Raw genomic sequence first — 22,969 nt, 5'->3', positions numbered from 1 at the left:
GCCCCTAAGGCGGGTGCTCGGGGCCTACGATGATTGGCCGTGTCCTATGGCAGGAGGCCGGGTATGGCATCGGACGAGCAACTCTCGGACTTGGGGATCGATCCGAACGTCCCCAGCGTCGCGCGGATGTACGACTACTACCTGGGCGGTAAGGACAACTACGCGTCCGACCGGGAGGCGGCGGAACAGGTGCTCGCCGCGATGCCGTACGTGCTGGAATTCACCCGCGCCAACCGGGGGTTCCTCTCCCGGGCGGTCACGATGCTGGCCGAGCGCGGGGTGCGGCAGTTCCTGGACATCGGGTCCGGGCTTCCCACCCAGGAGAACACGCACCAGGTCGCGCAGCGGGTGGCGCCCGGCTCGCAGATCGTCTACGTCGACAACGATCCGATCGTGCTCGTGCACGGGAGGGCGCTGCTGGCCGACGGTCCCGGGACCACGGTGCTCCAGGCGGACCTGCTCCGTCCCGAGAGCATCGTGGACCACCCCGAAGTGCGGGAGCGGTTCGACTTCTCCCAGCCGATCGCCGTGCTGCTCTTGGCCGTCCTGCATTTCGTCCCGGACGAGGCGCGGCCCGGGGAAATCGTCGCGCGGCTGCTCGAGCCACTGGCGCCCGGCAGCCACCTGGTCCTTTCGCACGGGTTCCTGGGAAAGCAGGACGCCGACAAGGAGGGCGCCGTGCGGGACCAATACGGCCGGACGGGCGCCGGCGACATCATTCCGCGGACGCGTGACGAGCTCCTCGGGTTCTTCGAAGGGACCGAGGTGCTGCCGCCCGGTCTCGTTCCGGTGCGCGACTGGCGTCCGGACGCCGGTTTCTTCGAGCCGGACATGAGCAGGACGGGCTTTCTCGGCGGCGTCGGGAAGGTGCGCTGATGGCTCCGCGGGTGCTGCCGATGGATTTCCTGCTTTCGGAGGAGTTCGCCCGCGACCCGTACGCGCTGTACGCGGAACTGCGCGCCGAGGGGCCCGTGCACCGCATCGATTTCCCTCCGGGCGCCGACGCGTTCCTCGTGGTCGATCACGAGCACGGTCATGCGGCGCTGAACGATCCGCGGCTGTCGAAGGACACCGCGCACAGCTCCGTGCCCGTGGATCCCGCGCCGTACTTCGGCGGCACCATGCTCGGCATGGACCCGCCCGACCACACGCGGCTGCGGCGGCTGGTCGCCAAGGCGTTCACGCCGCGGCGGGTGGAGGCGCTCCGGCCCCGTGTCCAGGACATCGCGGACGGCCTGCTGGACGGCCTGTCCGGGACCGTCGACCTGCTGGAGGCGTTCGCGGTCCCGCTGCCCGTCCAGGTCATCTGCGAGCTGCTCGGCGTTCCGCCGGAGGACCGCGATGAGTTCCGCGCCTGGACGACCGTGATGACGGCGCCGGCGCACGGCGCGGCGGCGCTCGAGCGGCGGCGGGAGGTCGCCGGGCTGTTCACCGGGTATCTCGCCGGTGTCGTCGCCGAGCGGCGTGCCCGGCCGCAGGACGACCTGATCAGCGGGATGGTCGAGGCGCGCGACGGGGACGCGGCGCTCACCGATTCCGAGCTGCTGAACACGATCGCGCTGCTGCTCATCGCGGGGCACGACACGACCGTGAACCTCATCGGCAACGGCGTCCTGGCGCTGCTGCGGGCACCGGACCAGCGGGAGCTCCTGCGGTCAAGGCCCGAGCTGCTGCCGTCCGCGGTGGAGGAGCTCCTGCGCTTCGACGGGCCGATCGAGCGCGCGAGCCAGCGCATCGCCGTGGAGGACATGGAGATCGCGGGAGTGCGCGTCCCGCGCGGGTCCTGGGTGCACGTCTCCCTGGGGGCGGCCGGCCGCGACCCCGGTGCCTTCGACGATCCGGGCCGGTTGGACGTCACCCGCGCCCCGAACCGGCACCTCGCGTTCGGGCACGGGCCGCACTTCTGCCTGGGGGCGCCGCTCGCGCGCCTGGAGGGCCAGGTCGCGATCGGCGGCCTGCTGGAGCGGTTCCCCGGCCTCGCGCCGGCCGTCCCGCCGTCCGAGCTGCGCCGGCACCGGGAGGGATCGATCGTCCGCGGCCTGGTGTCCCTCCCCGTGCGGCTCTGATCGCGCCAGGGCCGGAGGTCGAAGAAGGCCTTGACGCGGGGTTCGCGGTAGTCGATGTCGTCCTCGTCGTGCCGGACGCCCCGGCGCCGGGCGTGCTCGTAGTACGCGGCTTCGCGGCGCAGCCGGTGCCGGACGAGCCGGACGGCCTCCGGACGACCGTGGCGCCGCCGACTCCTCTCCGCCGTACAGCCGTACCGGCTCGCCTTCGATGGGCCGTCCCCGCGCTTCTCGTACCGCGTGCCGCATGGGCTCGGTCAGGGGAGTGTCGACGAAAGGCACCTTGCCCTTCTACAGCGGCGCGGCCGGCGCACCGGGTTTTCGCGGCGCGGCGGGCCGCCGACCGCGGGTCGGGCGGCGGCCGCGCGCGAGGACGTCAGTCCCGGTGTCCGGGGGTGTTGCGGACGAAGTCGGTGACGAGCCGGTTGAACTCGTCGGCGTGCTCGATCATCGCCCAGTGCCCGCACCGGTTGAGCAGCACGAGCCTGCTGTCGGGGATGTCGGCGAGCAGGCGGAGCGAGTTCTCGAAGGGGACGACCCGGTCGTCGCGGCCGTGGATGAGAAGCGTGGGGACCGCGATGCCGGGGAGCAGTTCGGGCTTGGCCCAGATGGGGAGGGGCGCGCCCGCGGGCAGCCCGTCGACGTAGTTGCGCAGGTGTTCGGGACGGGCGAGGGCCGCGGCCGAACGGGCCCGGCACAGTTCCGGGGTGGCGAACCGGGCCGTGTCGAAGCACATGATCTCGACGAGCCTGCGCATGTTCTCCGGGCTCGGGTCCCGGTAGGTCTCGATGAGGACCTTCAGGCCCTCGGACGGGCCGCCGCCGGGGGCGAAGAGGCCGGGCGCCCGGCCGACGGGCGGGCCCATGGTGACGAGGTGCGTGATCCGGCCGGGGTGCTCGGTGGCGAGCCGCAGCGCGGTCTGCCCGCCCATCGAGTTCCCGACGAACGCGGCCTTCCCGATGCCCAGGGCGTCCAGGAACTGGATCGCCGCGTCGACGTGGTCGAGGCGGTCGACCGTCGCCGGGTCGGAGTCGCCCCAGCCGGGCATGTCCACGGCGTACACGTGGAAGTGCCGGGCCAGCGCCTCGATGTTGGCGGAGAAGTTGCTCCAGCCGGTGGCGCCCGGTCCGCTTCCGTGCAGGAGGACGAGGGGGTGTCCGACGCCCGCCTCGTAGTAGCGGAGCGTCCACTCCTTCGTCCGGACGGTGCGGGCGGTGTCTTCTTGGGTCGGCGCCATCAGTGCAGGTCCTTTCCGGATGCGCGGGCGAGCAGGTCGGCGACGGTCTCCGGGGGGCGGTGCCCCCAGCTGTGCAGCCGGTCGAGCGTTGCGACCTCCCAGGTGGCCTCGTCGACGAGCAGGCCGCCCCAGCCGTACTCGACGCTGAAGCCGGAGGGCGTCCGCACGTAGAAGCTGAACATGCGGTCGTTGGGGTGCATGCCGAGGGTCATCTCGAAGGGGCGCCCGGCGTCCATGCAGCGGTCGTAGGCCGTGCCGACGTCGCGGATGTCGGCGACCTCGAGCATGAAGTGGTGGGTCCGCTTCGTGTGGGGCATGTCCCCGAACGCGACGGAGTGGTGGCGCGGGTTGCAGCGCAGGAAGGTCAGGTCGGCGACGGCGCCCGGCGCGAGCTCCTCGACGATGCGGTCGGACACGCGGAAGCCGAGCAGGCCCTCGTAGAACTCCAGGTAGGTCTCGCGGGCGGTCCCCTGGGCGAGCAGGACCTGGTGGCCCGCACCGCCCGCGCCGGTGACGAACCCGCCGAGCAGGACGTCGGAGCGGAACGGGGTGTCGGCGTCGGCGAAGCCGGTGACCAGCTCGATCCGGTTGCCCATCGGGTCCGCGGTCACGGCGACGCGGTCGACGCGGCGGGACGCGGCGAGGTCGGGGCCGCCCTCGGCGACGGCGACGCCGGCGGCCGTCAGCCGGCGGACGATCGCGTCGAGGGCGGCGCCGTCCTCCACCTCGTAGCCGCTGGCCGCGAGGTCGTCGGCGGGGCCGCGCCGCACGGACCAGCGGTACGCCTTGGCGTCGGTGCGGAGCTCGAGCGCGTCGGCGCTCCTGCCGGCGAGCTGCATGCCGAGCAGGTCGACGGTGAAGTGCTCCCAGTCGTCCAGGTCGCTCGCCTCGTAGACGACGTACGCCAGTTCCTTGATTCCGGTCATGGGGTCGTGCTCCTCGTTCTCGGTGTCGGTCAGGCCGGGACGGCGAGGCCGGACGGGTCGGCGGCGGCCACGAAGCGGTCGGGGCGCACGGCGACGGCGCGGGCGCGGTACCGGGCCAGCCACGGCAGCAGGACGTCGTCGAGGTCGACGAGGTCGTCGGCGCTCCGGGTGTAGGCCGTCCTGGGGCGGACGGCGACGTAGCGGGCGCCGAGCGCGTCCCATCCCGCCTTCTCTTCGGGCGCGAGCAGTCCGGCGGGGTCGGTGTCCGCGCCGAGCAGGACGAACCCGTCGCCGAGCAGGTCGTCGAGCCGCGCCATCCGGCCGGTGGCGTCGCCCGCGACGGGCTGCGGGATCATGCGGCCGACGGCGGAGGCGTCCCCGACGGGGCCGCGGAGCCGGCCGGCCGCGAGGACCGGCGGGGCGATCAGCGGCGGCTCGAAGGGGGTGACCGGACGTCGCGGTCGGGCCACCAGCGCTTGACGCGGCAGTCGATGACGATCCACCGGACGTCGAGCGTGTCGCCGAGCAGCCGGGCGCCGATCATGCCGCGGACGGCGCTGCCGCCGCCGTCGGCGCCGATCGCGTAGCGGGCGCGGAAGGCGCGCCGCTCCCCCGTCGCGGCGTCGGCCGCCGTCACCGTGACCCCGTCGGCGTCCTGCTCCAGGCCGACCGCCTCGGCGCCGTAGCGGACGTCGACCAGGCCGCCGTACTCCGCGGCGCAGGCGCGGAGCTCGGCCTCCATGGTCGGCTGGTAGATGTTGTAGAAGCGGGTTCCGGCGCCCAGCGTCGACGGCGGGTGCTCGACCCGCATGATCTCGGTGCCGTCGTAGGTCGTCCAGCGCAGCGCCCGCTGCGGTTCGATGACCGCGGCGATCCACTGGTCGATGCCGAGGCTCTGGAAGATGCGCATCGTCCAGTCGTTGACGGTGACGGCGCGTGCCCGGGGGTAGATGGCCTCGTCCCGCTCGAACGCGAGGACCGAGACGCCGTGCCGCGCCAGCGTGAGCGCGGCGGTCACGCCGGTGGGGCCGTAGCCGACGATCGCGACGTCGGCGTCGAAGTGCTGGGGCATGCGGGCTCCGGGTGGCTTCTCACAAGTTTTGGACCGATCGTTCGGTACGATCGTGGCCATCGTCACACGCTGACCTGCGAGGCGTCCATGAGATTCCGCTGTGCAGAACGGGGGCCGGTGCCCGGACGCCGGGGATCTATGCTTCACCCGTGGACGGCGAGAAGAGCGGCAACCGGCGCGGCCGCAGGTCCCGGGAGGAGATCCTGGACGTCGCCTCCCGGATCATGGCGGAGCGCGGGTACGCCGCCACGTCGCTGTCGGTGCTGAGCCGCGAGACCGGCCTCCCGAAGAGCGCGGTGTACCACCACTTCCACTCGAAGGCCGGGCTGCTCTCGGCGGTCATGGCGCGCGGCGCCTACGAGTTCTTCGCGGCGATGCGGCGGGCGCAGGCGGGCGGTCCCGAGGGGGGCACGCCGCGCGAACGGCTGACCTGGTACCTCGTGCGCACCGGCGAGGCGTTCATGGCGCGTCCGGACTTCCTGCGCCTGCACCTGCTCCTGGTGATGAGCGCCGAGGCCGCGGAGGCCGAGGTGGACGCCATCGTCGAGCGGGTGCGGCGGGACGGCCGCGCGCACATGAACGCGATGATCGCGGCGTCCTTCGCCGAGGAGGGCGAGGAGGCCGCCCGGGCCGTCGCGGACGAGCTGGAGTACTTCGGCATCGCCGGGTTCGACGGAGCGTTCGTGGCGCTGCAGGCCGAACCGGACCGCGACCTCACCGCGCAGATGACGCTGCTCGCCGAGGCCATGGCGGCGCTCGGGGAGGCGCGGCTGGCCGCGCTGCGCGCCCGCACCGCCGCGCCGCGCTGATTCCGGCCGTCCGCGCCCGGGTCCGCCGGCGGCGGGGTCGCCTAGCCTGGGGAGCGGCCCGAGTCCGGGGAGGTGGGGCCCGCATGACCGAGCGCAAGCCCGTCGGCATGGGCTTCGAGACCTGGATCGACCGGCAGATCCGCCAGGCGCGGGAGCGCGGCGACTTCGACGACCTGCCCGGCGCGGGCAAGCCGCTCACCGGTCTCGACCGGCCCTTCAGCGTGGAGCGGTGGGCGGTGGACAAGGCCCGCCGCGAAGGGCTGGACACCGAGGCCATGCTTCCCGAGCCGCTGCGGCTGCGGAAGGAGGTCGACCGGCTGCCCGGCACCGTCCGCGGACTCCGCTCCGAGCGGGAGGTCCGGGAGCTGGTGGGGGATCTGAACCGGCGGATCGCCGAGTCGCTGCGGCGGCCGTCCGAGGTGCCGGTCGTGGTCCGGCGGGTCGATCCGGACGCCGTCGTGGAGCAGTGGCGGGACGCGCGCGCCCCGGCGGTGGAGGCTCCCGCGACGGAGGCCCCCGCGGCGCCGGGCCCCGCACCTGCCGGGCGCGGGCGTTCCCGGCGCCGCGCCTTCCCCTGGCGCCGCAAGCCGCGGGACTGAGGGCCCGAGGGCCGCGCCGCGGGCGGGACGGACCGGGCTTCAGCGGCCGAGTCCGGCGAGCAGCTTCTCGCTCTCGGTCCAGAGGCGGGCGGCGGCGCCTCGCCCCCGACCGGCCCGAGTCGGCGGCGGCGCTGGACGCCGTCGCCCGCTTCGTCGCGCGCTTCGCCGGACCTGCGGGCGCAGGACGCCCGGTGGCCGCCGCCGATCACGGATCCCGCCCCGGCCGCGCACAGTAGAGTGCTTCCTGCGCGACGTCGGAGACGTCCGTCCGGTCGGCACCGGCGGCACACGCACGGGATGCCGCCGCCCCCCGCGAGGTCCGCGAGCACCGCCCGACCGCGTTCACCGTGCCTCCGGACGGCGACGCGCGCGGCGTCGGAGGAACCGCACTGCGAAGGAGCCGTCGAGCATGGGCGCCCACCACGGCCACGGGACGGCCGAGCACCCCCACCGGCCCGCGTCCCGCTCCGCGGTCCGCGCCGTCCTGGCCGCGATCGTCCCGCTGGCGCTGGTGACGCTGGCGGCCCTGCTGTGGATGTGGCCGTCCTCCCCCGAGGCTCCGGGCGGCCCGGCGGCCGTGCAGCTGGAGAAGGTGCCCGGGACGGTCGTGCGGGTCGATCTCAAGCCCTGCCCGGAGGTCGCGCCGCCCGGCGGCGCCCCCATCGACGCGGGCGGTGCGGGCGAGGAGGCGCCCCCGACGGATCCGCGGCGGTGCGGGACCGCGCACGTCGAGCTGACGTCCGGGCCGACGGAGGGCCGGGTGGTGAGCGCCGAGCTTCCCAGCGGCCCGGGCACCCGGGTGTTCACGGCGGGCGACGACGTGATCCTGCTGCACCTGCCCGCCGACGGCGGCCAGGGCCCGTCCTACCAGCTGTCCGACCACGACCGCTCCGGCTCGCTGTGGCTGGTCGGCGCCGCGTTCGTCCTCGCGGTGATCGCGTTCGGCCGGTGGCGCGGGCTGACGGCGCTCGTCGGCCTGGCCGTCACGTTCGCGCTGCTCCTGTGGTTCCTGATCCCGGCGATCCTGGACGGGCGACCGCCGCTGCTCGCGGCGATCGTGTGCGCGGCGGCCATCATGCTCGCGGTGCTGTACCTCACGCACGGGTTCACGATGTCCACGTCGATCGCGGTCATCGGCACCCTGGGCAGCCTCACCCTCACCGGGGTGCTGGCGATGGCCGCGATCGACCTGACCAGCCTCACCGGCATCACCGACGACAGCTCGCTCTACCTGGACCTCAGCTACCGGATCAACACGCAGGGGCTGCTGCTGGCCAGCGTGATCATCGGTTCGCTGGGCATCCTGGACGACGTCACCGTCACGCAGGCGGCGACGGTGCGGGAGCTGGCGCACGCCAACCCGGCGTACTCGCTCCTGCAGCTGTACCGCGCGGGCGCGCGGGTGGGGCGGGCCCACGTGGCCTCGGTGATCAACACGATCATCCTCGCCTACGCCGGCGCGTCCCTGCCGCTGCTGCTGATGTTCAGCGTCGGCAGCCAGCCCCTCGGCGAGGTGATCACCACCCCGGTCATCGCGCAGGAGATCGTCCGCAGCGCGGCGGGCACGCTGGGGCTGATCGCCGCGGTGCCGCTGACCACGGCGCTCGCCGCGGTCGTCGCCACCCGCCGGGACCGCTCCGATCCGGTGGGTGAGCCCGGCGCGGCCGCTCCCCCGCCGGCCGAAGGCCCGGGCGCCCTCGCGGACGCCTTCCCGGACGAGCGGCCGGCGAAGGGGCGCCGCGAGGAACGCGTGGACCACGAGTTCTGGGGCGACTGAGCCGGCGGCCCGCTCCGCTCAGCGGCGTTCCGAAGCCGGGGCCGGGTCGCGCAGTTCGCGGCGGAGGATCTTGCCGGAGACGCTTTTCGGTAGTTCGTCCTCGATGAGCACTTGCGCCGGGGCTTTGTAGACGGCCAGCCGTGCGCGGCAGTGCTCGCGCAGCTCGTCGCCGGTGACGGCGGCGCCGGGCCGGAGGCTGACGTGGGCGCGGACGGTCTCGCCGCGGTAGGGGTCGGGGACGCCGACGACGGCCGCTTCCCGCACGGCCGGGTGCTCGTACAGGACGTCCTCGACCTCGCGCGGCCAGATCTTGTAGCCCGCGGCGACGATCATGTCCTTCTTGCGGTCGACGAGGTAGACCCAGCCGTCCGCGTCCATGAAGCCGACGTCGCCGGTGAGGAGCGTGCCGCCGGGGAAGGACGCGCGCGTCTGCTCCGGGTTCCGCCAGTAGCCCGCGGCGACCTGCGGGCCCGCGACGGCGAGTTCGCCGACCTCGCCCGGCGGCAGCGGTTCTCCGTCCTCGCCGCGGATCTCGACGCGGACGCTCGGCCAGGGCACGCCGATGGCGAGGGCCCCGGACGCCGCGTCGACCGGCGCGCGGGCGCCGAGCGGCACGGCGACGGCGGCCGCCGTGGTCTCGGTGAGCCCGTAGGCGTTGTGGACGTAGACGCCGAAGGCGTCCTCGAAGCGGCCCACGGTCGCGGACGGCACCGGGGCACCGCCGCTGAACGCCTTGGTCAGGGAGCCGAGGTCGTGCTCGCGGGTCGCGGGCTCGTCGAGGAGCGCGATGAACGCGGTGATGGACCCGATGGTGAACGTCGGCTTGTAGCGTTCGACCAGCGCGGCGGTGGTCCTCGGCTCGAACCGGTGGGTCAGCACGAGCGGGAGGCCCGCGCCGAGGCCGAGCGCCAGGTGCATGACGAGCCCGGTGATGTGGAACAGCGGCGCGGTCGTGAGGATCGAGTCGCTCTCGTCCAGCCGGAACCAGGCGCGGCACGCCGCGACCTGGCAGGCGAGGTTGCGGTGGGTGTTGACCGCGCCCTTCGCCGGCCCGGTGGTGCCGGACGTGTAGCTGAGCAGGGCGGGCTCGTCCGGTCCGGGAGCGGCGGAAGTGCGGGGCGTGCCGCCCTCGTCGAGGATCGCCAGGACGTCGTCGGGCCGGTCGCCGTCCGGCCACGGGCCGACGGGGTCGGCCGCCAGTGCGGCGGCGCCGGAGTAGAGGACGGCCGCATCGGGCAGCGCCTCGACCGTCGCGGCGGCCTCGGGATGCGCGATGAGGACGCGGGCGCCCGAGTCGGCGAGCAGGTGGCCCAGCTCCCGCCGCTTGTACATGGGGTTCACCGGGACGACCGTCGCGCGCAGTTTCCACACCGCGAGGACGGCCAGGACGCAGACCGGCGTGTTCTGCAAGGCGATCGCGACGCGGTCGCCCGCGCCGACACCGCGCCGTTCGAGCCCGGCGGCGAGGGCGTCGCTGAGCCGGTCGGTGGCCGCGCGGTCGAGGGTCGTCCCGAAGTAGTGCAGCTGCGGGGCGTCCGGACGTTCGGCGGCGCGCCGCCGGAACAGCGCGACGACGTCGCCGGCCTCGGGGGCGATCTCGCCGGGCACTCCCGGCCCGTACAGCTCGCGCCAGTTCATACGTGGCTCCCTCCGGGCACGGGCGGCTCGCCCCGGGCGCCTTCTCCGCTCCGCCCGGATCGCCCCCGTCACGATAACGCCGCGCCGGGCGGACGCAAGGGCGCGGGAACCGCCACCAAAGTGGGCCGCGCCCGCATACTTCGGTCGCCGCGCCCTAGACGGATGGCGGACGATCCGCCCGGCCGCCGGATCGGAGACTGTCGCCCATGAGCAACGAACACGCAGGCAGGAGGCGGTTCCTGGCGGGCGCGGGCGCGCTCGGGGCCGCGGCGGTGGCCGGACGGGCCGGGGTCGCGCTCGCGGGGACCGGGGAGGCGGCGCCGTCCGGCGGACGGCGCGGGCTGCGGCATCGCGGGGTGTGCTACGCCGTCGAGGACGGCGAGACGCCGGAGACGGGGTGGGACGCCGCGCGGATGCGCGCGGACCTGCGGGTCATCGCCGGGGACCTGCACGCGAGCACGGTGTCGGTGTTCGGCGACGGCGTGCGGCGGCTCACGGCCACCGCCGAGGAGGCCGCCGACCGGGGGCTGCACGTCTGGCTCCAGCCCCGCCTCGCGGACCGGCCGCACGAGGAGATCCTCGACCACCTCGCCGAGACCGGACGGGCGGCCGAGCGGATGCGGCGCCAGGGAGCGCGCGTCCACCTCAGCGTGGGCTGCGAGTTCCTCCTGTTCGTGCCGGGGATCGTGCCGGGCGAGAGCGCCCTGGAGCGCATCGAGAACATCATGAGCGGCAACTACGACCCGGCGGTGACGGCCGAGCGGCTGCGCGAGTTCATCGCGCGCGCCGCGGCCACCGGCAGGTCCGTCTTCCGGGGCGCGCTCACCTACGGGGCCGCGAGCGACGAGGCGGACGAGAGCGTCGACTGGGGCCTGTTCGACCTCGTCTCCGTCAACTACTACGGGTACCACTCGGGACGCACCGGCTACGTGCGCGACCTGCGCCGGTACCGGCGGTTCGGCAAGCCGGTCGCGATCACCGAGTGCGGCACCTGCACCTTCGAGGGCGCTCCCGAGCACGGCGGGATGGGCTGGGACATCGTCGACTACGACAAGCCGCGGCCGGAGATCACCGCGGACGTGCGGCGCAGCGAGCGGGCGCAGGCCGCCTACCTGGGCGACGTGTTCGACGCCTTCGAGTCGATGGGCCTGTACTCGGCCACCATCTACAACTTCGTGGCGCCGGACTCCCCGCACCGGCCGCAGCGCCGCTTCGACCTCGACCTCGCGAGCTACTCGCTGGTGAAGCCGATCTGGGAGTCGCCGGAGCGGCCCGGGGACTGGCACTGGGAGCCGAAGGAGGCGTTCCACGCGATGGCGCGGCGCTTCGCCCGGGCGGGCGGCGCGGACGGGCGTCAGCCGGGCGCGGGCGGCGCGGGCGGGACCCCGTAGACCGTCAGCCAGATGGTGCGGGCGAGCGTGCGGGCGATCCGCTCGTCGCCCGCGCCCTCGTCGTGGTGGCAGTGCGCCGAGATGGTCCGTTCCACCGTCCAGATCAGCACCCGCGCGGTGGTCGGGGCGTCCAGCTCCGGGTCGACGGTCCCGGCGCGCAGTTCGGCGTCGAGGCGCGCCTGGACGACCTCGGTGAAGCGGCCCATCCGGTCGCGCCAGAAGTCGGCGACGTCGGGGTCGTACCCGGCGACCTCGCCCAGGGCGCGCAGGACCCGGCGGTGCTCGCGGTAGGCGGCGATCATCTGCCGCATGGCGTGGGCGACGCCGTCGACGCCGTCGGCGTGGTCGGCCCGCCACCAGGTGACGGCCTCGCCGAACAGCGCCTCGACGGCCTCCTCGGCGAGCGCGATCAGCAGCCGGCTCTTGTCCGGGAAGTGCAGGTAGAAGGTGGACCGCGCCACCCGTGCGCGCTCGGCGATGCGCTGCACCGGCAGCTCGGTGTAGGGCGTGCCGTCCGCCATCATCTCCGCGGCCGTCCGCAGCACGCGGCTCCGGACGTCCTCGCGCCGCTCCCGGACCTTCCTGCGCGGCTGGGTGGTGGAGGCCATGACGGCAGGGTACCGGCGGCGGGCGCCGGCGTCCGGGGCCAGGATCGGACAGTGTGTCGACACACTGCTTGACAGCCTCCGGAGACCGAATCACACTCGGTCCACGGCTCGCCGGAGGGGGCCGGACGTCACGGAGGGCTCAGCCGAGGAGGCTCAACGTGGTACGCCGCTCCACCGCCCGCCGCTCCGCCGCCCGCCGCTGCACCGCCCGCCGCGCCGCCGCGGCGATCGTGCTCGCCGCCGCCGCGCTCGTCCCGCTCACGGCCGGTCCGGCCGCCGCGCGGCCCGCGCCGGCCGACGCCGACTCCTGGATCCCGCGCACCGACATCGCCCGCTCCGACCTCACGCAGGTGCCCGGCAAGCTCGCCGAGCCGTCCGACGACGGCCCGCACCCCGGCTCCACGACCGAGTGGTGGTACGTCCACGTGATGGACCCCGCGACGCGCCGCACCTTCATCGCGATGCTGTTCACCGAGCCCGTCCCCGCCGCGCTGATCTTCTGGTATCCGGAGGAGGGGCCGAAGACGGTGCTGCCCGAGCCGGTCGCGAAGGTGACCGCGATGGACGGGCCCGTCGTGGAGAGCAGCGCGGGAAGCCTGGTGTGGGATCCCGGCCGCGGCGCCTACCGCCTGCGGTGGCACGGCCTGTTCGCCAAGGCGGACATCTGGTTCGAGGACGCGCTGCCGGGGGTGACGGGCGGGCCGATCGCCTACGACGGCCAGACGATGTACTGGACGTCGCCCGTCGCGACGAGCCGGGTGCGCGGGTGGCTCCAGCCGCCCGGGGCCTCGTCCCCCGTCAGTGTGACCGGATGGCGCGGCTACCACGACCACAACTGGGGCCGGTTCAACGTCGCCGACCAGCGCTACTCGGGATGGGAGTGGGGCGTCTCCCACGAACCGGACGGCTCGGCGACGCTGCTCGGCGGCGTGGTGAAGGGCGACGGGACCTGGCAGGGCGTGGTGGGACGGGTCACGGCCCGCGAGACCTACGGCTGCATGGCGACGATCGAGCTGTCGGACTGGCGGACGTCCGGGCTGTTCAGCTACCCGGACACGACCACGCTGTCCTGCCCGTCCTCGCTGCTCGCCACGCCCCAGGGGCTGCGGGGGGCGCGGCCCGGGATCCGCACGAGCTTCCACGTGGTGGACCCGTTCATCCTCGACTTCGGGCTGCTCGCGCTGCCCGAGTCGCTCGGCCGGACCGTCCCCGGATCGCTCGGCCTGATCGAGCACATCCGCACGCTGAAGGCCCGGCTGCCGCAGTCCTGACCGTGTCCCCGACCGGACGCGCCGCCCCCGAACCCCCGAGGAGATCGCCATGAGCAGGCCGCACGGGCGTCCCGCCGGAACCGCTCCCCCGCCGTCCGCCGCCGTGTCGCGGCGCCGCGTCCTCGCCGGTTCGGCCGCCGCCGGCGCGGGCGTCCTGCTGCCCGCGCCCGCCGCCCGCGCGGCGGCCGGGCGGGACGGCCGGACGGTCGCCGTGCTCGGCGGCGGCATGGCCGGGCTGGCCGCCGCCCACGAGCTGGCCGAACGCGGCTTCGCCGTCACCGTCTTCGAGCGCAAGGCCCTCGGCGGCAAGTCGCGCAGCATCCCCGTCCGGGGCACCGGCGCGGACGGCCGCCGCGACCTGCCGGGCGAGCACGGGTTCCGCTTCTTCCCCGGCTTCTACCGGAACGTGCCGGACACGATGCGGCGCATCCCGTTCCCCGGCAACGCGAACGGCGTCCACGACAACCTGCTGCCGCTCACCGCGGCGCGGATCGCCCGCAACGGCGGCCGGTCCGACATCACCGTGCCCGAACCGGCGGCGCCCGGCGGCCTCGATCCGGAAGTGCTGCGGGAGACCGCCACCGGCCTCGTCGAGCAGGCCGCCGCCGTCCCGCCGGCCGAGCTGGCCCTGTTCGTCAACCGCTTTGTCGTCTACCTGACCAGCAGCGACGAGCGGCGGTTCGGCGAGTGGGAGCGCGTCCCGTGGTGGGAGTACGTCCGCGCGGAGGGCGCGTCCGCGGACTACCGGACGATCGTGGCGCGGTTCCTGACGCGCGGGCTGGTGGCCGTCAAGGAGCGGATCGCCAGCACCCGGACGGTCGGCGCCATGGGCGAGGCGTTCGTGCTGTCGGGGCTCGGCCTCGGCGCGGACGGCGGCCTGGCCCGCATGCTGAACGCGCCGACCAACGAGGCGTGGATCGACCCGTGGGTGCGGTACCTGCGCGGACGGGGCGTGCGGTTCGCGGTCGGGCAGTCGGCCGAGGCGCTGGAGACCGGCGGCGGGCGCATCCGGTCGGTGCGGCTGGTGGACGCGGCGGGCCGCCGCCGGAGCGCCGCGGCGGACTGGTTCGTCTGCGCGGTGCCGGTCGACCGGGCCCGCGCGCTGCTCTCCCCGGCCGTCCTCGACCTCGCACCGGGGCTGGCGTCGTTGCGCGAGCTGCGCACCGAGTGGATGAACGGCCTCCAGTTCTTCCTGCGGCGCACGCCCGGCGGCATCGGCCAGGAGGTGAACTTCATGGACTCGCCGTGGCAGATCACCGCCGTCCTGCAGAGCCGCATCTGGGATCGCGACTTCCCCCGCGACTACGGCGACGGGGAGGTCGCCGACTGCCTCTCGCTCGACATATCCGACTGGGACACCCCGGGGATGCTGTACGGGAAGCCCGCCAAGAAGTGCACGAGGGCGCAGATCGCCGAGGAGTGCTGGGCGCAGATGAAGGACCACCTGGAGGACACCGGCAGGTCCGTCCTGCCCGACGGCATGCTGCACTCCTGGGTCCTCGACCCGGCGATCGCGTGGCACCCGCCCTCCGGCGGCAACGTCAACGACGAGCCGCTCATGGTGAACACCGTGGGCAGCTGGGAGCACCGCCCGGAGTCCCGGACCGCGATCCCGAACCTCTTCATGGCCGGCGACTACGTCCGCACGAACATCGACCTGGCGACGATGGAGGGCGCGAACGAGTCCGGGCGCGCCGCCGTCAACGCCCTGCTGGACGCGGCGGACTCCCCCGCCGCGCGCGTCCCGGTGTGGCGGCTCCACCGGCCGCCCGAACTGGACGGCCTCAAGGAGATCGACGCCCGGCGGTTCCGCGCCGGGCGCCCCAACCTCTTCGACACCCGGTGAGGCGGCCGGCCGTCCCGCGGCCGCGGTGACGGTCCGGGCCCCGGAACCCGGTGGCCGGGTTCCGGGGCCCGGGTCACCGGCGCGCTCAGCAGGTGTCGAGCAGGCCGGCGAGGGCGTCGCGCTCCGCCGCGTCGACGGTGAGGCCGTACCGCCACTTCACGTCGATCCACGACCGGGCGTACATGCAGTGGAAGGCCGCGCGGGGCGGCGTCCACTCGGCCGGGTCCTGGTCGCCCTTGGACTGGTTGACGTTGTCGGTGACCGCCCAGAGCTGGGAGCTGCCCAGGTCGTTCGCGAACGTCCGGCGGCGGGACGTCGTCCAGCTCGACGCCCCGGAGCGCCACGCCTCGGCGAGCGCCACCATGTGGTCGATGTCGATGTCGGACGGCTGCCGCCACGTGGCCCCGTCGTAGGGGCTGTACCAGGAGCCGCTCGTGGGGTAGCAGTCCGAGCCGACCGCGACGTTCTCGCCGTCCCGCTTGAGGACGGCCTCGCGGGTACTGCAGGAGTCGCCCTGGTCGATCCAGTGCGGGAACTTCTCGCGGTCGTAGCCGGTCATCGAGCCTTCGGCCCGGACGGTGAGTTCCGCGAGGTGGGTGCGGGCGGTGGTCTCGCCCGGAGGGGGCGGCGGGGCCGCCGAGGCGGGCGGTGCCGCGGCGACGAGGACGGCCGCGGCGGCGGCCGTCGCCGCGGCGGCGGCGGGGAGTCTTTTCATGGGAGACCTCTCGACGGGGGGTTTCAGCCGCAGCGTCTCCTAAGTCCGTTATGGACAAACATCAATGCGCAAAACGGGAAATGTCTGACCGTTAACGAGGCGTGAGCGACCTCGTGCGATGAGAAAGAAGGGGAATTCCAGCCCTCAGAACGGGCGAAATTCGGCCCGGCCGATATCCGGTCGGCGGGCCGGGTGGAGAGAAGGGGGCGCGGACCCGCGCCCGGAACGGCCGGTCACGCGGGCCGGGTGCCCGCAGGTGTCGGTGCGACTACCGAGGGTAGGTGTCCACGAGCCCGACGCTTCCGGAGAACGGGGAGTCCGCAATGTCGAAGCCGCCGCTGCCGCGGGAGGCCGGCGCACTGCTCGCCAGGCCCAACCCGTGCGTCATCGCCACCGTGCGCTCGGACGGCGCGCCGGTCTCCACGCCGACCTGGTACCTGTGGGAGGACGGCCGGGCCGTCGTCAACATGGACGAGGGCAGGGTGCGCCTCGGGCACCTCCGGCGCGACCCGCGGGTCTCCCTCACCGTCCTCGACCGCGAGGACTGGTACACCCACGTGACGCTCATCGGCCACGTCACCGAGATCCACGAGGACGCGGACCTGCGGGACATCGACCGGCTCTCCCGCCACTACACCGGCGAGCCCTACCCCGACCGGACGCGCGCGCGGTTCACCGCGTGGGTCCGGGTGGACCGCTGGCACGGCTGGGGCAGGCTGAAGGACAGCGACCAGGCGTCGTCCTGATCGCCGTCCGTTCCGTCGTCGGTTCCGTCGTCGGTTCCGTCGTCGGTTCCGTCGTCCGTCAGCCGGAGAGCAGCGCGGGGGCGAGGCGGCGCCACGCGTCGCGCGGGAAGGCGTCCTGGTCGGCGGTGAGGACCTGGACGCAGACGTGGTCGGCGCCGGCGGCCCGGTGCTCGTCCACCCGGTTCTTGATCGCCTCCTCGTCGCCCCACGCGATGAGGGCGTCGAACAGGCGGTCGCTCACCGACTCCACGTCCTCGGACGAGAACCCGGAGCGCAGCAGGTTGTTGGCGTAGTTCGGCAGCGACAGATAGCCGCGCAGCCAGCCGGTCCCGATCGCCCGCGCCTCGTCCCGCGTCCCGCACAGGATCGCGGTCTGCTCCGGGAGGACGAGCGGGCCGTCGCCGAGCGCCTCGCGGGTCCGGCGGGTGTGCTCCACCGGGACGAGGTAGGGGTGCACCCCGCGGCTCCGCTCCTTCGCGGTCTGCTGCATCTTGGGGCCGAGCGCGGCCAGCACCCGGCTCGCGGCGGGCACCGGCGGCTCCGCCGCGTCGAGCCCGTCGAGGAAGGACGTCATCGCGGCGAGCGGCCTGCGGTACCGGCCGGCCTCCTTCGCGTCGACCAGCGGGGCGTGGCTCACCCCGATGCCCATCAGGAAGCGGTCGCCGTGCGCGGCGGTCAGCGACGCGTGCGCGGCGGCGGCGTCCGCCGGCGCGTGCATCCACAGGTTCAGGATGCCGGTCGCGACGACCGTCCGGTCGGTCGCCTCGAGGAGCCCGCCGACCGCGTCGAACAGCGGTCCGCCGACGTCCGGGATCCACAGCGCGGCGTACCCGAGCTCCTCGAGTTCCGCGGCGGCCTCCGCCGCCTCGCCGCGGTCGCCGTACCGCAGCTGTTGACTCCACACTCCGACGCCGGAAATCTCCACGTCACCCATCCCTTTCGGTCGCGGTCGTGATGATCACGCTACTCGCGCGCGGCCGCGGCCCGGGCGGTCGCCCCCGCCGCGCCGGGGGCGCCGGTCAGGCGAGCCAGCGGCCGTCGCGCATCAGCTCGCGGCCGCGCAGCTCGTTCTCCTCGCGCCAGGCCAGGACGCGCCGCGGCGCGACGCGGAACCAGCGGTACGGCGCGGACTGCGCGCGCGGGTCGAAGCCGGTCCGCGCGGCGAACCGGTCGGCCCGCTCCCGCGGCAGCGCGTCGATCTCGAGGACCTCGACCTCGCCGTCGATCACGGTCACGTCGCGGGTGGGCCCGAGGCCCAGCCGGACGGTGCGGGACGCGGCCAGGTTCCGGCCGGTGCGGCTGTCGCGCGGGGTGGCGAGGATGAGCCGCTCCCCGTCCCAGTCGAACGACAGCGGCACCAGGTGCGGCAGGCCGTCCGGCGACGCGCTCGCCACCCAGACGTCGACGTCGCGGGCCAGGCGGTGCTCGGTGTCGCGGCGGCGCTCGGCGCGGGAGCGGAAGGCGGCGGTGGACGTGCTGGTCATGGTCACTCCTGGGGTCGGGGCCCGGCGGGCCGGTCGTTCGCCGTGGCACCAGCATGTCGCGGCGGGCGTCCGGGCGCCTCCGTGCCGACCACGGAAAGGACCACGGAAAGCGGGCCGGACGGCGGGGCCGGTCAACCCTCGACGCCCGTGCCGCCGTGGGACGCCCCGACGGGCTCGGACTCGGGCGACCCGTGCTGCCGCAGGAAGAAGAACGGGGACAGGCCGTTGTCGTAGAGGAACCCGGCGATCCGGCCGCGCCCCTCCGGACCCCACGCGCGCCCGCGCCCGGTCGCCCCACACCTCGGCCCCGGCCGCCTCGCTCCCCGCGAGGCCGAGCCGCAGGATCTGCCGGTCGCACCGGGCGCCGGCCGTCTCCAGCCCGTCGACCGCCCGCGGGACGAGCGCGGCGCGCACCAAGCCGGCGGCGGTGCGGTGGTACGCGACCGGCCGCGAGGAGTTCCGTCCAGACAGGACCAACGGAACGTTTCGCCGATACCCTTCCGGTAAATGATCACACCGGCTCCCGCTAGGAAGCGACCTTCATGACCGAGAACCCCCCAGCGGACCTGCGCACCGACGAGCCGCATCCGGCCCGGGTGTACGACTTCTACCTCGGCGGCAAGGACCATTTCGCGGCCGACCGCGCCTTCGGCGGGCAGGTGCTGCAGATCTGCCCGCAGCTGCGGCCGCTGGCGCGGGCCAACCGCAGGTTCCTGGCCCGCTCCGTGGCCGTGCTCGCGCGCGAGCACGGCGTCCGCCAGTTCCTCGACCTCGGCACCGGGCTGCCGACGTCGCCCAACCTGCACGAGGTCGCGCAGGGCGTCGCGCCCGAGTCCCGCGTGGTGTACGTCGACAACGACCCGATCGTGCTCGCCCACGCCCGCGCGCTGCTGACCAGCCGTCCGGAGGGGGCGACCGCCTACATCGACTCCGACGTCGCCGACATCGACCGCATCATGCGGGAGGCGGCCCGGACGCTCGACTTCGGCGAGCCGGTCGCGGTCAGCGCGCTGGCCCTGTTCCACTTCCTGCCCGACCCCACGCCCGCCGAGCTGCTGGCCCGCCTCCGCGACCGGCTCGCGCCGGGCAGCTTCCTGACGATCAGCCACGTGCTCCCGTCCCTCCAGGACGTCGCGACGGCGTACCAGGGGACGATGGGCCTCGGGACGCTGCGCGACCGCGACCAGATCACCGCGCTGTTCGCCGACTTCGAGCTGCTGGAGCCCGGCCTGGTCGACCCGTTCCGCTGGCGGCCCGAGCTGGACCCCGCCGAGCGGGAGCCCGGCGACGAGATCGAGGGTCTGGGGGCGTGCGGGGTCGCCCGCAAGCCCGGGAGGTGACCCGGCGGCTCACCGCGCCCGCGGGCCGGCGCCCCCGTCCTCCGCTCCGGTCCTCGCCGGTGTGATCGCGCGGAGGCAGAACGCCGTGACGCGTTCCACGTCGCCGTCCGTGGGTTCGGTGCCGCCCCACACGTAGTCCGCGAGCAGGCCGAAGGTCGCGTGGGCGGCGAGCGAGGCGTCGAGGAGGGGGTCGTCGCTGCCGAGTTCGCGGAAGGGGCCGGGCAGCAGTTCGGCGAGGCGGCCGCTGGCGACGGGCGGTTTGGAGCCTGCCGGTTCGCTCAGCGCCCCCGCGTTCCACAGGACCGCGCGCGTCGTGGCGGCGATCTCCTCGCGGGCTTGGGTGAACACGCCGCCGACCCAGGCCCGCACCCGCCGCTCCGGGGTCGGCTCCTTGGCCATCCGGTGCGCGACGTAGCCGTGCAGGCGTTCGGTGCCGTCCTCGAGCAGCGCGGCGACCAGCGCGTCCTTCGAGCGGAAGTGGCGGTAGAACGCCTCGTTGGACAGCCCCGCGGCGCTCACGATGTCCGCGACGCGCGGGCGCGACGCCGTCCCGCACTCCCGCATGACCTCGAGCGCGGCGTCGAGGAGGCGGCGCACCTCGCCGGCGTAGGCCGCGCCCCGCTTGGCCAGGGTGCGCCGGGCGATGCGGTCCGCGACGTCGTCCGACCGGCCGGGAAGATGATTCTCGCTCACACGAATGGGATTCGTGCACCGGGCGGGGCGGGGCGCAACGCCCGCCCGCGGCGCCCGGGGGCGAGCAGGCGGGCCGCCCGCCCCCGGACGTTCGGCGCCCGCGGGGCCCCGGGAGGTCAGTCGTCCTGGCCGACGTCGAACTCCCAGTGCCAGGGCTCGTACGGGTTGCTGTAGGCCCAGGCCGGGTGGATCCAGCCGTACTCCTCGGCGTTGTCCTCCAGCCACTCGAACTGCGGCGTGCCCTCTTCCTCGACGCCGCCGCACAGGTCGGCGGCGATGCCGAGCCCGTGCTTGCTGTTGCCGGGCGCCGCGGCCATGCCCGCGGGCATGCTCGCGTACAGCTCCGCCTGCCGCTCGTAGCTCCGGTAGGAGCTGCGGACGCACATCTCCTCGCCGAACCGCTCGTGGTAGGCGGCGTTCAGCTCGTAGAACGCGGCGGCGGCGTCGGCCCGGAGCGACTCGTCCTCCTGCGGCAGCGGGCACAGCTCCTCGTCCGGGATGCGCCCGTTGCCGTGGTCGAGGTCGGCGGCCTCCTTCGGCTTGCAGTCGGCCGGGAGCTTCGGGGGGCCGCTCTCGCGCTCCTCGGGGGCCGCCGACGGCGCGGCGCGGTGCGCCGAGAGCGCCGCGGCGCGCCGGTCGCCGCCGGGGTCCTCGTCGCCGCCCGACGACGCGAGGGCGAGGGACCCGGCGAAGATGCCCGCGAGGGCCATGCCGGCCAGCGGGGCGGTGACTTTCGTTGAAATGGCGTGCCGACCTATCACGGCTGCTCCTTCCATGCCGCCTACCGGGTTAGCTGACGGATTCGGGCATGGAAGACGCCCTACGGCGCCTCGTGGCGAGGCGCCGATTCACCCCTGCGAAGCGACGCGGACCGGCCGGTCCGGGCGTCGATCGCGCTGGTTCCCCGGCTCCGCGCGGACGCGGACTCGGCGTCGCCGCCGTCCCCCGCACGCACGCGCGCCGGGGTGACGCGGACACTGATCGATGGTCTGGGCGCCCCTCCGGGCGCCGATGTGGGCATGACGGTACCAAAGCCCCAAAAGACCGCAAATGGGAGGCCAAGTCCGCCCCACCGGCGGCGGTCAGCCCCGCAGGTAGCCGATGACGAGGTCGGCGAGCTCGTCCACCATGCGCTCGTGCGGGACGGGCGGGCGGTCGAGCACGTACCGCACCGAGACCGAGCCGACGATCTCGGTCAGCATCCACAGCGTCGTGTCGACGTCCAGGTCCTCGCGGAAATCGGACCGGTTCAGCAGGAGCTGGACGCGGACCAGGTCGGTCAGCCGCCGCTGGAGCCCCGCGAGCTTGTCGAACGGGCCGAGCCGCGGGATCTGCTCGACGATGATGCGCAGCAGGTCGGCGTGCTCCTCGAAGAGCCGGATCTGGACGTCCAGGAGGGCGCGGCCCGCGACCGGCCACGGCTCGGTCATCGTGGCGTCGATCTGGGCGCCGAGCCGCTCGGTGAGGTGGTCGGCGAACCGGTCGACCACCGCGACCATGATGGCGTCCTTGTTCGGGAAGTACTGGTAGAGCGATCCGTTGCTGATCCCGGCGGCCGCGGCGATGCGGTTGGTGGACGCGCCGTCGTACCCGCGTTCGGCGAGAACGCGAGTGGCGGCGTCCAGGATCCCCTCGACCGTGCGGCGCGACCGGTCCTGCCGGGGGACCCTCCGGGGCGTCAGTCCAGGTGGGCGGCTCATGCGGCACCTCACAGCGAACGCGACTTGTAAGCGACTACTTATTCGCGTTCAACTTATCCCGTAGCCCCCTGCGCGCGGAAGGAAGAGACGAGGAGATGACGACCGAGCAGTTGACGACCGGGCGGTCGGCGACCGAGCAGCCGGCGACCGGGCAGATCGTCCCGGCCGCGGAGCGCGGCCGGGAACCGGTCCCCTTCGGACCGGGCTCGATCCTGTGGGACACGATGGGCCTGTACAGCTCCGCGGTCGCGGGCAACAGCGTCTTCATCCTGCAGACGATGCACCCGGCGATCGGCGCCGTGGTGGACCGGCTGTCGAGCTTCCGCACCGACCCGGTGGGACGCGCCATGCGCAGCTTCGCGTCGGTGCAGACCTGGGTGTACGGCGGGCAGGAGGCCATCGACGAGGGCCGCCGCCTCCGGGAGATGCACAAGCCGCTCAGCGCGGTCGACGAGGACGGGAACCGGCACCACGCGCTGTCCGCCGAGCCGTGGGCGTGGGTGCACCTGACCGGCTTCTACGCCGCGGTGACCGCGTCCCGCTACTTCGCGCCGGAACCGATGGGCGACGAGGAGCAGCGGCAGGTCTACGAGGAGTTCCTCGACCTCGGCCGCATCCTGCGGGTGCCCGAGCGGATGTTCCCGGCGACGGTCGCCGACTACTGGGACTACTTCGACGACATGGTCGAGAACACGCTCGTCCCGCACAAGGTCGCCCTCGAAGTCCTCGACAGCATGGACAAGGTGCCCCCGAACGTCCCGGCGCGGCTGCGGCCGATGGTGGCGCCGCTGAGCCTCGTCGGGGGCAGGCTCGGACGGCTGATCACGGTCGGCACGCTGCCGCCGGCGGCCCGCGACAAGCTCGGCCTGTCCTGGTCGGCGTCGGACGAGCGCCGCCTGCGCGCCGTCGCGGCGGTCATCGGCCGCGGCACGCCGCTGCTGCCCGAGCGGCTCCGCTACATGCCGATCGCCTACCGGGCGCGGGAGGCGGCGCGGGCGCAGGAGAAGCTGCGCAAGGTCCTCGCCGACCGCCCCCTCTGACCGCCCCGCCCACC

General features: G+C 74.3%; 23 protein-coding genes and 1 riboswitch. Of the genes, 11 read left to right on the top strand and 12 right to left on the bottom strand.

Going from position 1 to position 22,969, the window contains the following annotated elements; translation table 11 throughout:
- Positions 1-63: 63 nt before the first annotated feature.
- A complete protein-coding gene (locus tag H505_RS0111150) occupies positions 64-876 on the top strand; it encodes an SAM-dependent methyltransferase (RefSeq protein WP_026402050.1) in 813 nt (270 codons plus the stop codon).
- Complete coding sequence (locus tag H505_RS0111145) at positions 876-2,066, top strand: cytochrome P450 family protein (RefSeq protein WP_125611427.1); 1,191 nt, start codon at positions 876-878, stop codon at positions 2,064-2,066. Before H505_RS0111150 ends, H505_RS0111145 begins: the two co-directional genes overlap by 1 nt.
- A gap of 373 nt (positions 2,067-2,439) precedes the next feature.
- Here H505_RS0111145 and H505_RS0111140 read toward each other — a convergent pair whose 3' ends face one another.
- Genes H505_RS0111140 through H505_RS50980 form a run of 4 tightly spaced genes read right to left on the bottom strand, consistent with a single transcriptional unit; the run spans position 2,440 to position 5,298 of the window.
- Positions 2,440-3,300 (bottom strand): alpha/beta fold hydrolase, encoded by an 861-nt coding sequence (locus H505_RS0111140; RefSeq protein ID WP_026402048.1) that lies wholly within the window; start codon positions 3,298-3,300, stop codon positions 2,440-2,442.
- Positions 3,300-4,226, bottom strand: coding sequence for a VOC family protein (locus H505_RS0111135; RefSeq protein ID WP_026402047.1), 927 nt, complete (start codon positions 4,224-4,226; stop codon positions 3,300-3,302). Before H505_RS0111135 ends, H505_RS0111140 begins: the two co-directional genes overlap by 1 nt.
- 29 nt (positions 4,227-4,255) lie before the next feature.
- Entirely contained in the window at positions 4,256-4,696 is a 441-nt protein-coding gene (locus tag H505_RS50985; protein WP_051300535.1) for a hypothetical protein, read from the bottom strand.
- Positions 4,651-5,298 carry an FAD-dependent monooxygenase gene (locus H505_RS50980; RefSeq protein ID WP_051300534.1) on the bottom strand — a complete coding sequence of 216 codons (648 nt, stop codon included), beginning with the start codon at positions 5,296-5,298 and terminating at the stop codon, positions 4,651-4,653. Before H505_RS50980 ends, H505_RS50985 begins: the two co-directional genes overlap by 46 nt.
- 149 nt (positions 5,299-5,447) lie before the next feature.
- Between H505_RS50980 and H505_RS0111125 the strand changes: the two genes are divergently transcribed.
- From H505_RS0111125 to H505_RS41200, 3 genes are all read left to right on the top strand, one after another.
- Positions 5,448-6,107: a TetR/AcrR family transcriptional regulator gene (locus tag H505_RS0111125; RefSeq protein WP_026402046.1), complete on the top strand. Its 660-nt coding sequence runs from the start codon at positions 5,448-5,450 to the stop codon at positions 6,105-6,107.
- A gap of 83 nt (positions 6,108-6,190) precedes the next feature.
- On the top strand, positions 6,191-6,706 hold the full coding sequence (locus tag H505_RS0111120) for a DnaJ family domain-containing protein (protein ID WP_026402045.1): 516 nt from the start codon (positions 6,191-6,193) through the stop codon (positions 6,704-6,706).
- A 409-nt stretch (positions 6,707-7,115) separates the two neighbouring features.
- Complete coding sequence (locus H505_RS41200; RefSeq protein WP_064743584.1) at positions 7,116-8,483, top strand: YibE/F family protein; 1,368 nt, start codon at positions 7,116-7,118, stop codon at positions 8,481-8,483.
- A gap of 18 nt (positions 8,484-8,501) precedes the next feature.
- On the opposite strand, the gene H505_RS0111110 is transcribed toward H505_RS41200, so the two are convergent.
- Positions 8,502-10,121: a class I adenylate-forming enzyme family protein gene (locus H505_RS0111110; protein WP_026402044.1), complete on the bottom strand. Its 1,620-nt coding sequence runs from the start codon at positions 10,119-10,121 to the stop codon at positions 8,502-8,504.
- A 206-nt stretch (positions 10,122-10,327) separates the two neighbouring features.
- Here H505_RS0111110 and H505_RS41195 point away from each other — a divergent pair, with 206 nt between their 5' ends.
- Complete coding sequence (locus H505_RS41195; protein ID WP_051300533.1) at positions 10,328-11,512, top strand: hypothetical protein; 1,185 nt, start codon at positions 10,328-10,330, stop codon at positions 11,510-11,512.
- On the opposite strand, the gene H505_RS0111100 is transcribed toward H505_RS41195, so the two are convergent.
- Entirely contained in the window at positions 11,476-12,120 is a 645-nt protein-coding gene (locus tag H505_RS0111100) for a TetR/AcrR family transcriptional regulator (protein WP_026402043.1), read from the bottom strand. The genes H505_RS41195 and H505_RS0111100 overlap by 37 nt on opposite strands.
- A 158-nt stretch (positions 12,121-12,278) precedes the next feature.
- Here H505_RS0111100 and H505_RS0111095 point away from each other — a divergent pair, with 158 nt between their 5' ends.
- Both H505_RS0111095 and H505_RS0111090 read left to right on the top strand, forming a co-directional pair.
- Positions 12,279-13,391, top strand: coding sequence for a hypothetical protein (locus H505_RS0111095; RefSeq protein WP_026402042.1), 1,113 nt, complete (start codon positions 12,279-12,281; stop codon positions 13,389-13,391).
- Positions 13,392-13,440: 49 nt separating this feature from the next.
- Positions 13,441-15,237 carry a hydroxysqualene dehydroxylase gene (locus tag H505_RS0111090; RefSeq protein ID WP_026402041.1) on the top strand — a complete coding sequence of 599 codons (1,797 nt, stop codon included), beginning with the start codon at positions 13,441-13,443 and terminating at the stop codon, positions 15,235-15,237.
- A gap of 85 nt (positions 15,238-15,322) precedes the next feature.
- On the opposite strand, the gene H505_RS0111085 is transcribed toward H505_RS0111090, so the two are convergent.
- Positions 15,323-15,952: an HNH endonuclease family protein gene (locus H505_RS0111085; RefSeq protein WP_026402040.1), complete on the bottom strand. Its 630-nt coding sequence runs from the start codon at positions 15,950-15,952 to the stop codon at positions 15,323-15,325.
- 323 nt (positions 15,953-16,275) lie between these two features.
- Here H505_RS0111085 and H505_RS0111080 point away from each other — a divergent pair, with 323 nt between their 5' ends.
- Positions 16,276-16,698 (top strand): PPOX class F420-dependent oxidoreductase, encoded by a 423-nt coding sequence (locus H505_RS0111080; RefSeq protein WP_026402039.1) that lies wholly within the window; start codon positions 16,276-16,278, stop codon positions 16,696-16,698.
- Positions 16,699-16,756: 58 nt separating this feature from the next.
- On the opposite strand, the gene H505_RS0111075 is transcribed toward H505_RS0111080, so the two are convergent.
- Positions 16,757-17,602: a TIGR03620 family F420-dependent LLM class oxidoreductase gene (locus tag H505_RS0111075; RefSeq protein ID WP_245592486.1), complete on the bottom strand. Its 846-nt coding sequence runs from the start codon at positions 17,600-17,602 to the stop codon at positions 16,757-16,759.
- 115 nt (positions 17,603-17,717) lie between these two features.
- The gene (locus tag H505_RS0111070; RefSeq protein ID WP_026402037.1) at positions 17,718-18,182 is read right to left on the bottom strand and encodes a pyridoxamine 5'-phosphate oxidase family protein; all 465 of its coding nucleotides are present in this window, start codon (positions 18,180-18,182) and stop codon (positions 17,718-17,720) included.
- Positions 18,183-18,724: 542 nt separating this feature from the next.
- On the opposite strand from H505_RS0111070, the gene H505_RS0111065 reads away from it, so the two are divergent.
- Positions 18,725-19,522 carry an SAM-dependent methyltransferase gene (locus H505_RS0111065; protein ID WP_026402036.1) on the top strand — a complete coding sequence of 266 codons (798 nt, stop codon included), beginning with the start codon at positions 18,725-18,727 and terminating at the stop codon, positions 19,520-19,522.
- A 9-nt stretch (positions 19,523-19,531) separates the two neighbouring features.
- Here the strand turns inward: H505_RS0111065 and H505_RS41190 are convergent, their stop codons facing one another.
- The 3 genes from H505_RS41190 to H505_RS0111050 all read right to left on the bottom strand — a co-directional run bounded on the left by H505_RS41190 (position 19,532) and on the right by H505_RS0111050 (position 21,915).
- Positions 19,532-20,215 (bottom strand): TetR/AcrR family transcriptional regulator, encoded by a 684-nt coding sequence (locus H505_RS41190; RefSeq protein ID WP_034517539.1) that lies wholly within the window; start codon positions 20,213-20,215, stop codon positions 19,532-19,534.
- Between the two features lie 116 nt (positions 20,216-20,331).
- The gene (locus H505_RS41185) at positions 20,332-20,925 is read right to left on the bottom strand and encodes a M15 family metallopeptidase (RefSeq protein ID WP_026402035.1); all 594 of its coding nucleotides are present in this window, start codon (positions 20,923-20,925) and stop codon (positions 20,332-20,334) included.
- Between the two features lie 54 nt (positions 20,926-20,979).
- A riboswitch (cyclic di-AMP (ydaO/yuaA leader) is annotated at positions 20,980-21,157 on the bottom strand.
- Between the two features lie 140 nt (positions 21,158-21,297).
- Positions 21,298-21,915 (bottom strand): TetR/AcrR family transcriptional regulator, encoded by a 618-nt coding sequence (locus H505_RS0111050; RefSeq protein ID WP_026402034.1) that lies wholly within the window; start codon positions 21,913-21,915, stop codon positions 21,298-21,300.
- A 95-nt stretch (positions 21,916-22,010) separates the two neighbouring features.
- Here H505_RS0111050 and H505_RS0111045 point away from each other — a divergent pair, with 95 nt between their 5' ends.
- Positions 22,011-22,955 (top strand): oxygenase MpaB family protein, encoded by a 945-nt coding sequence (locus tag H505_RS0111045; RefSeq protein WP_084550099.1) that lies wholly within the window; start codon positions 22,011-22,013, stop codon positions 22,953-22,955.
- Positions 22,956-22,969: the final 14 nt, after the last annotated feature.

It is taken from the genome of Actinomadura rifamycini DSM 43936, assembly GCF_000425065.1.
GTDB lineage: Bacteria > Actinomycetota > Actinomycetes > Streptosporangiales > Streptosporangiaceae > Spirillospora > Spirillospora rifamycini.
This window is presented reverse-complemented; position numbering and strand designations above follow the sequence as displayed.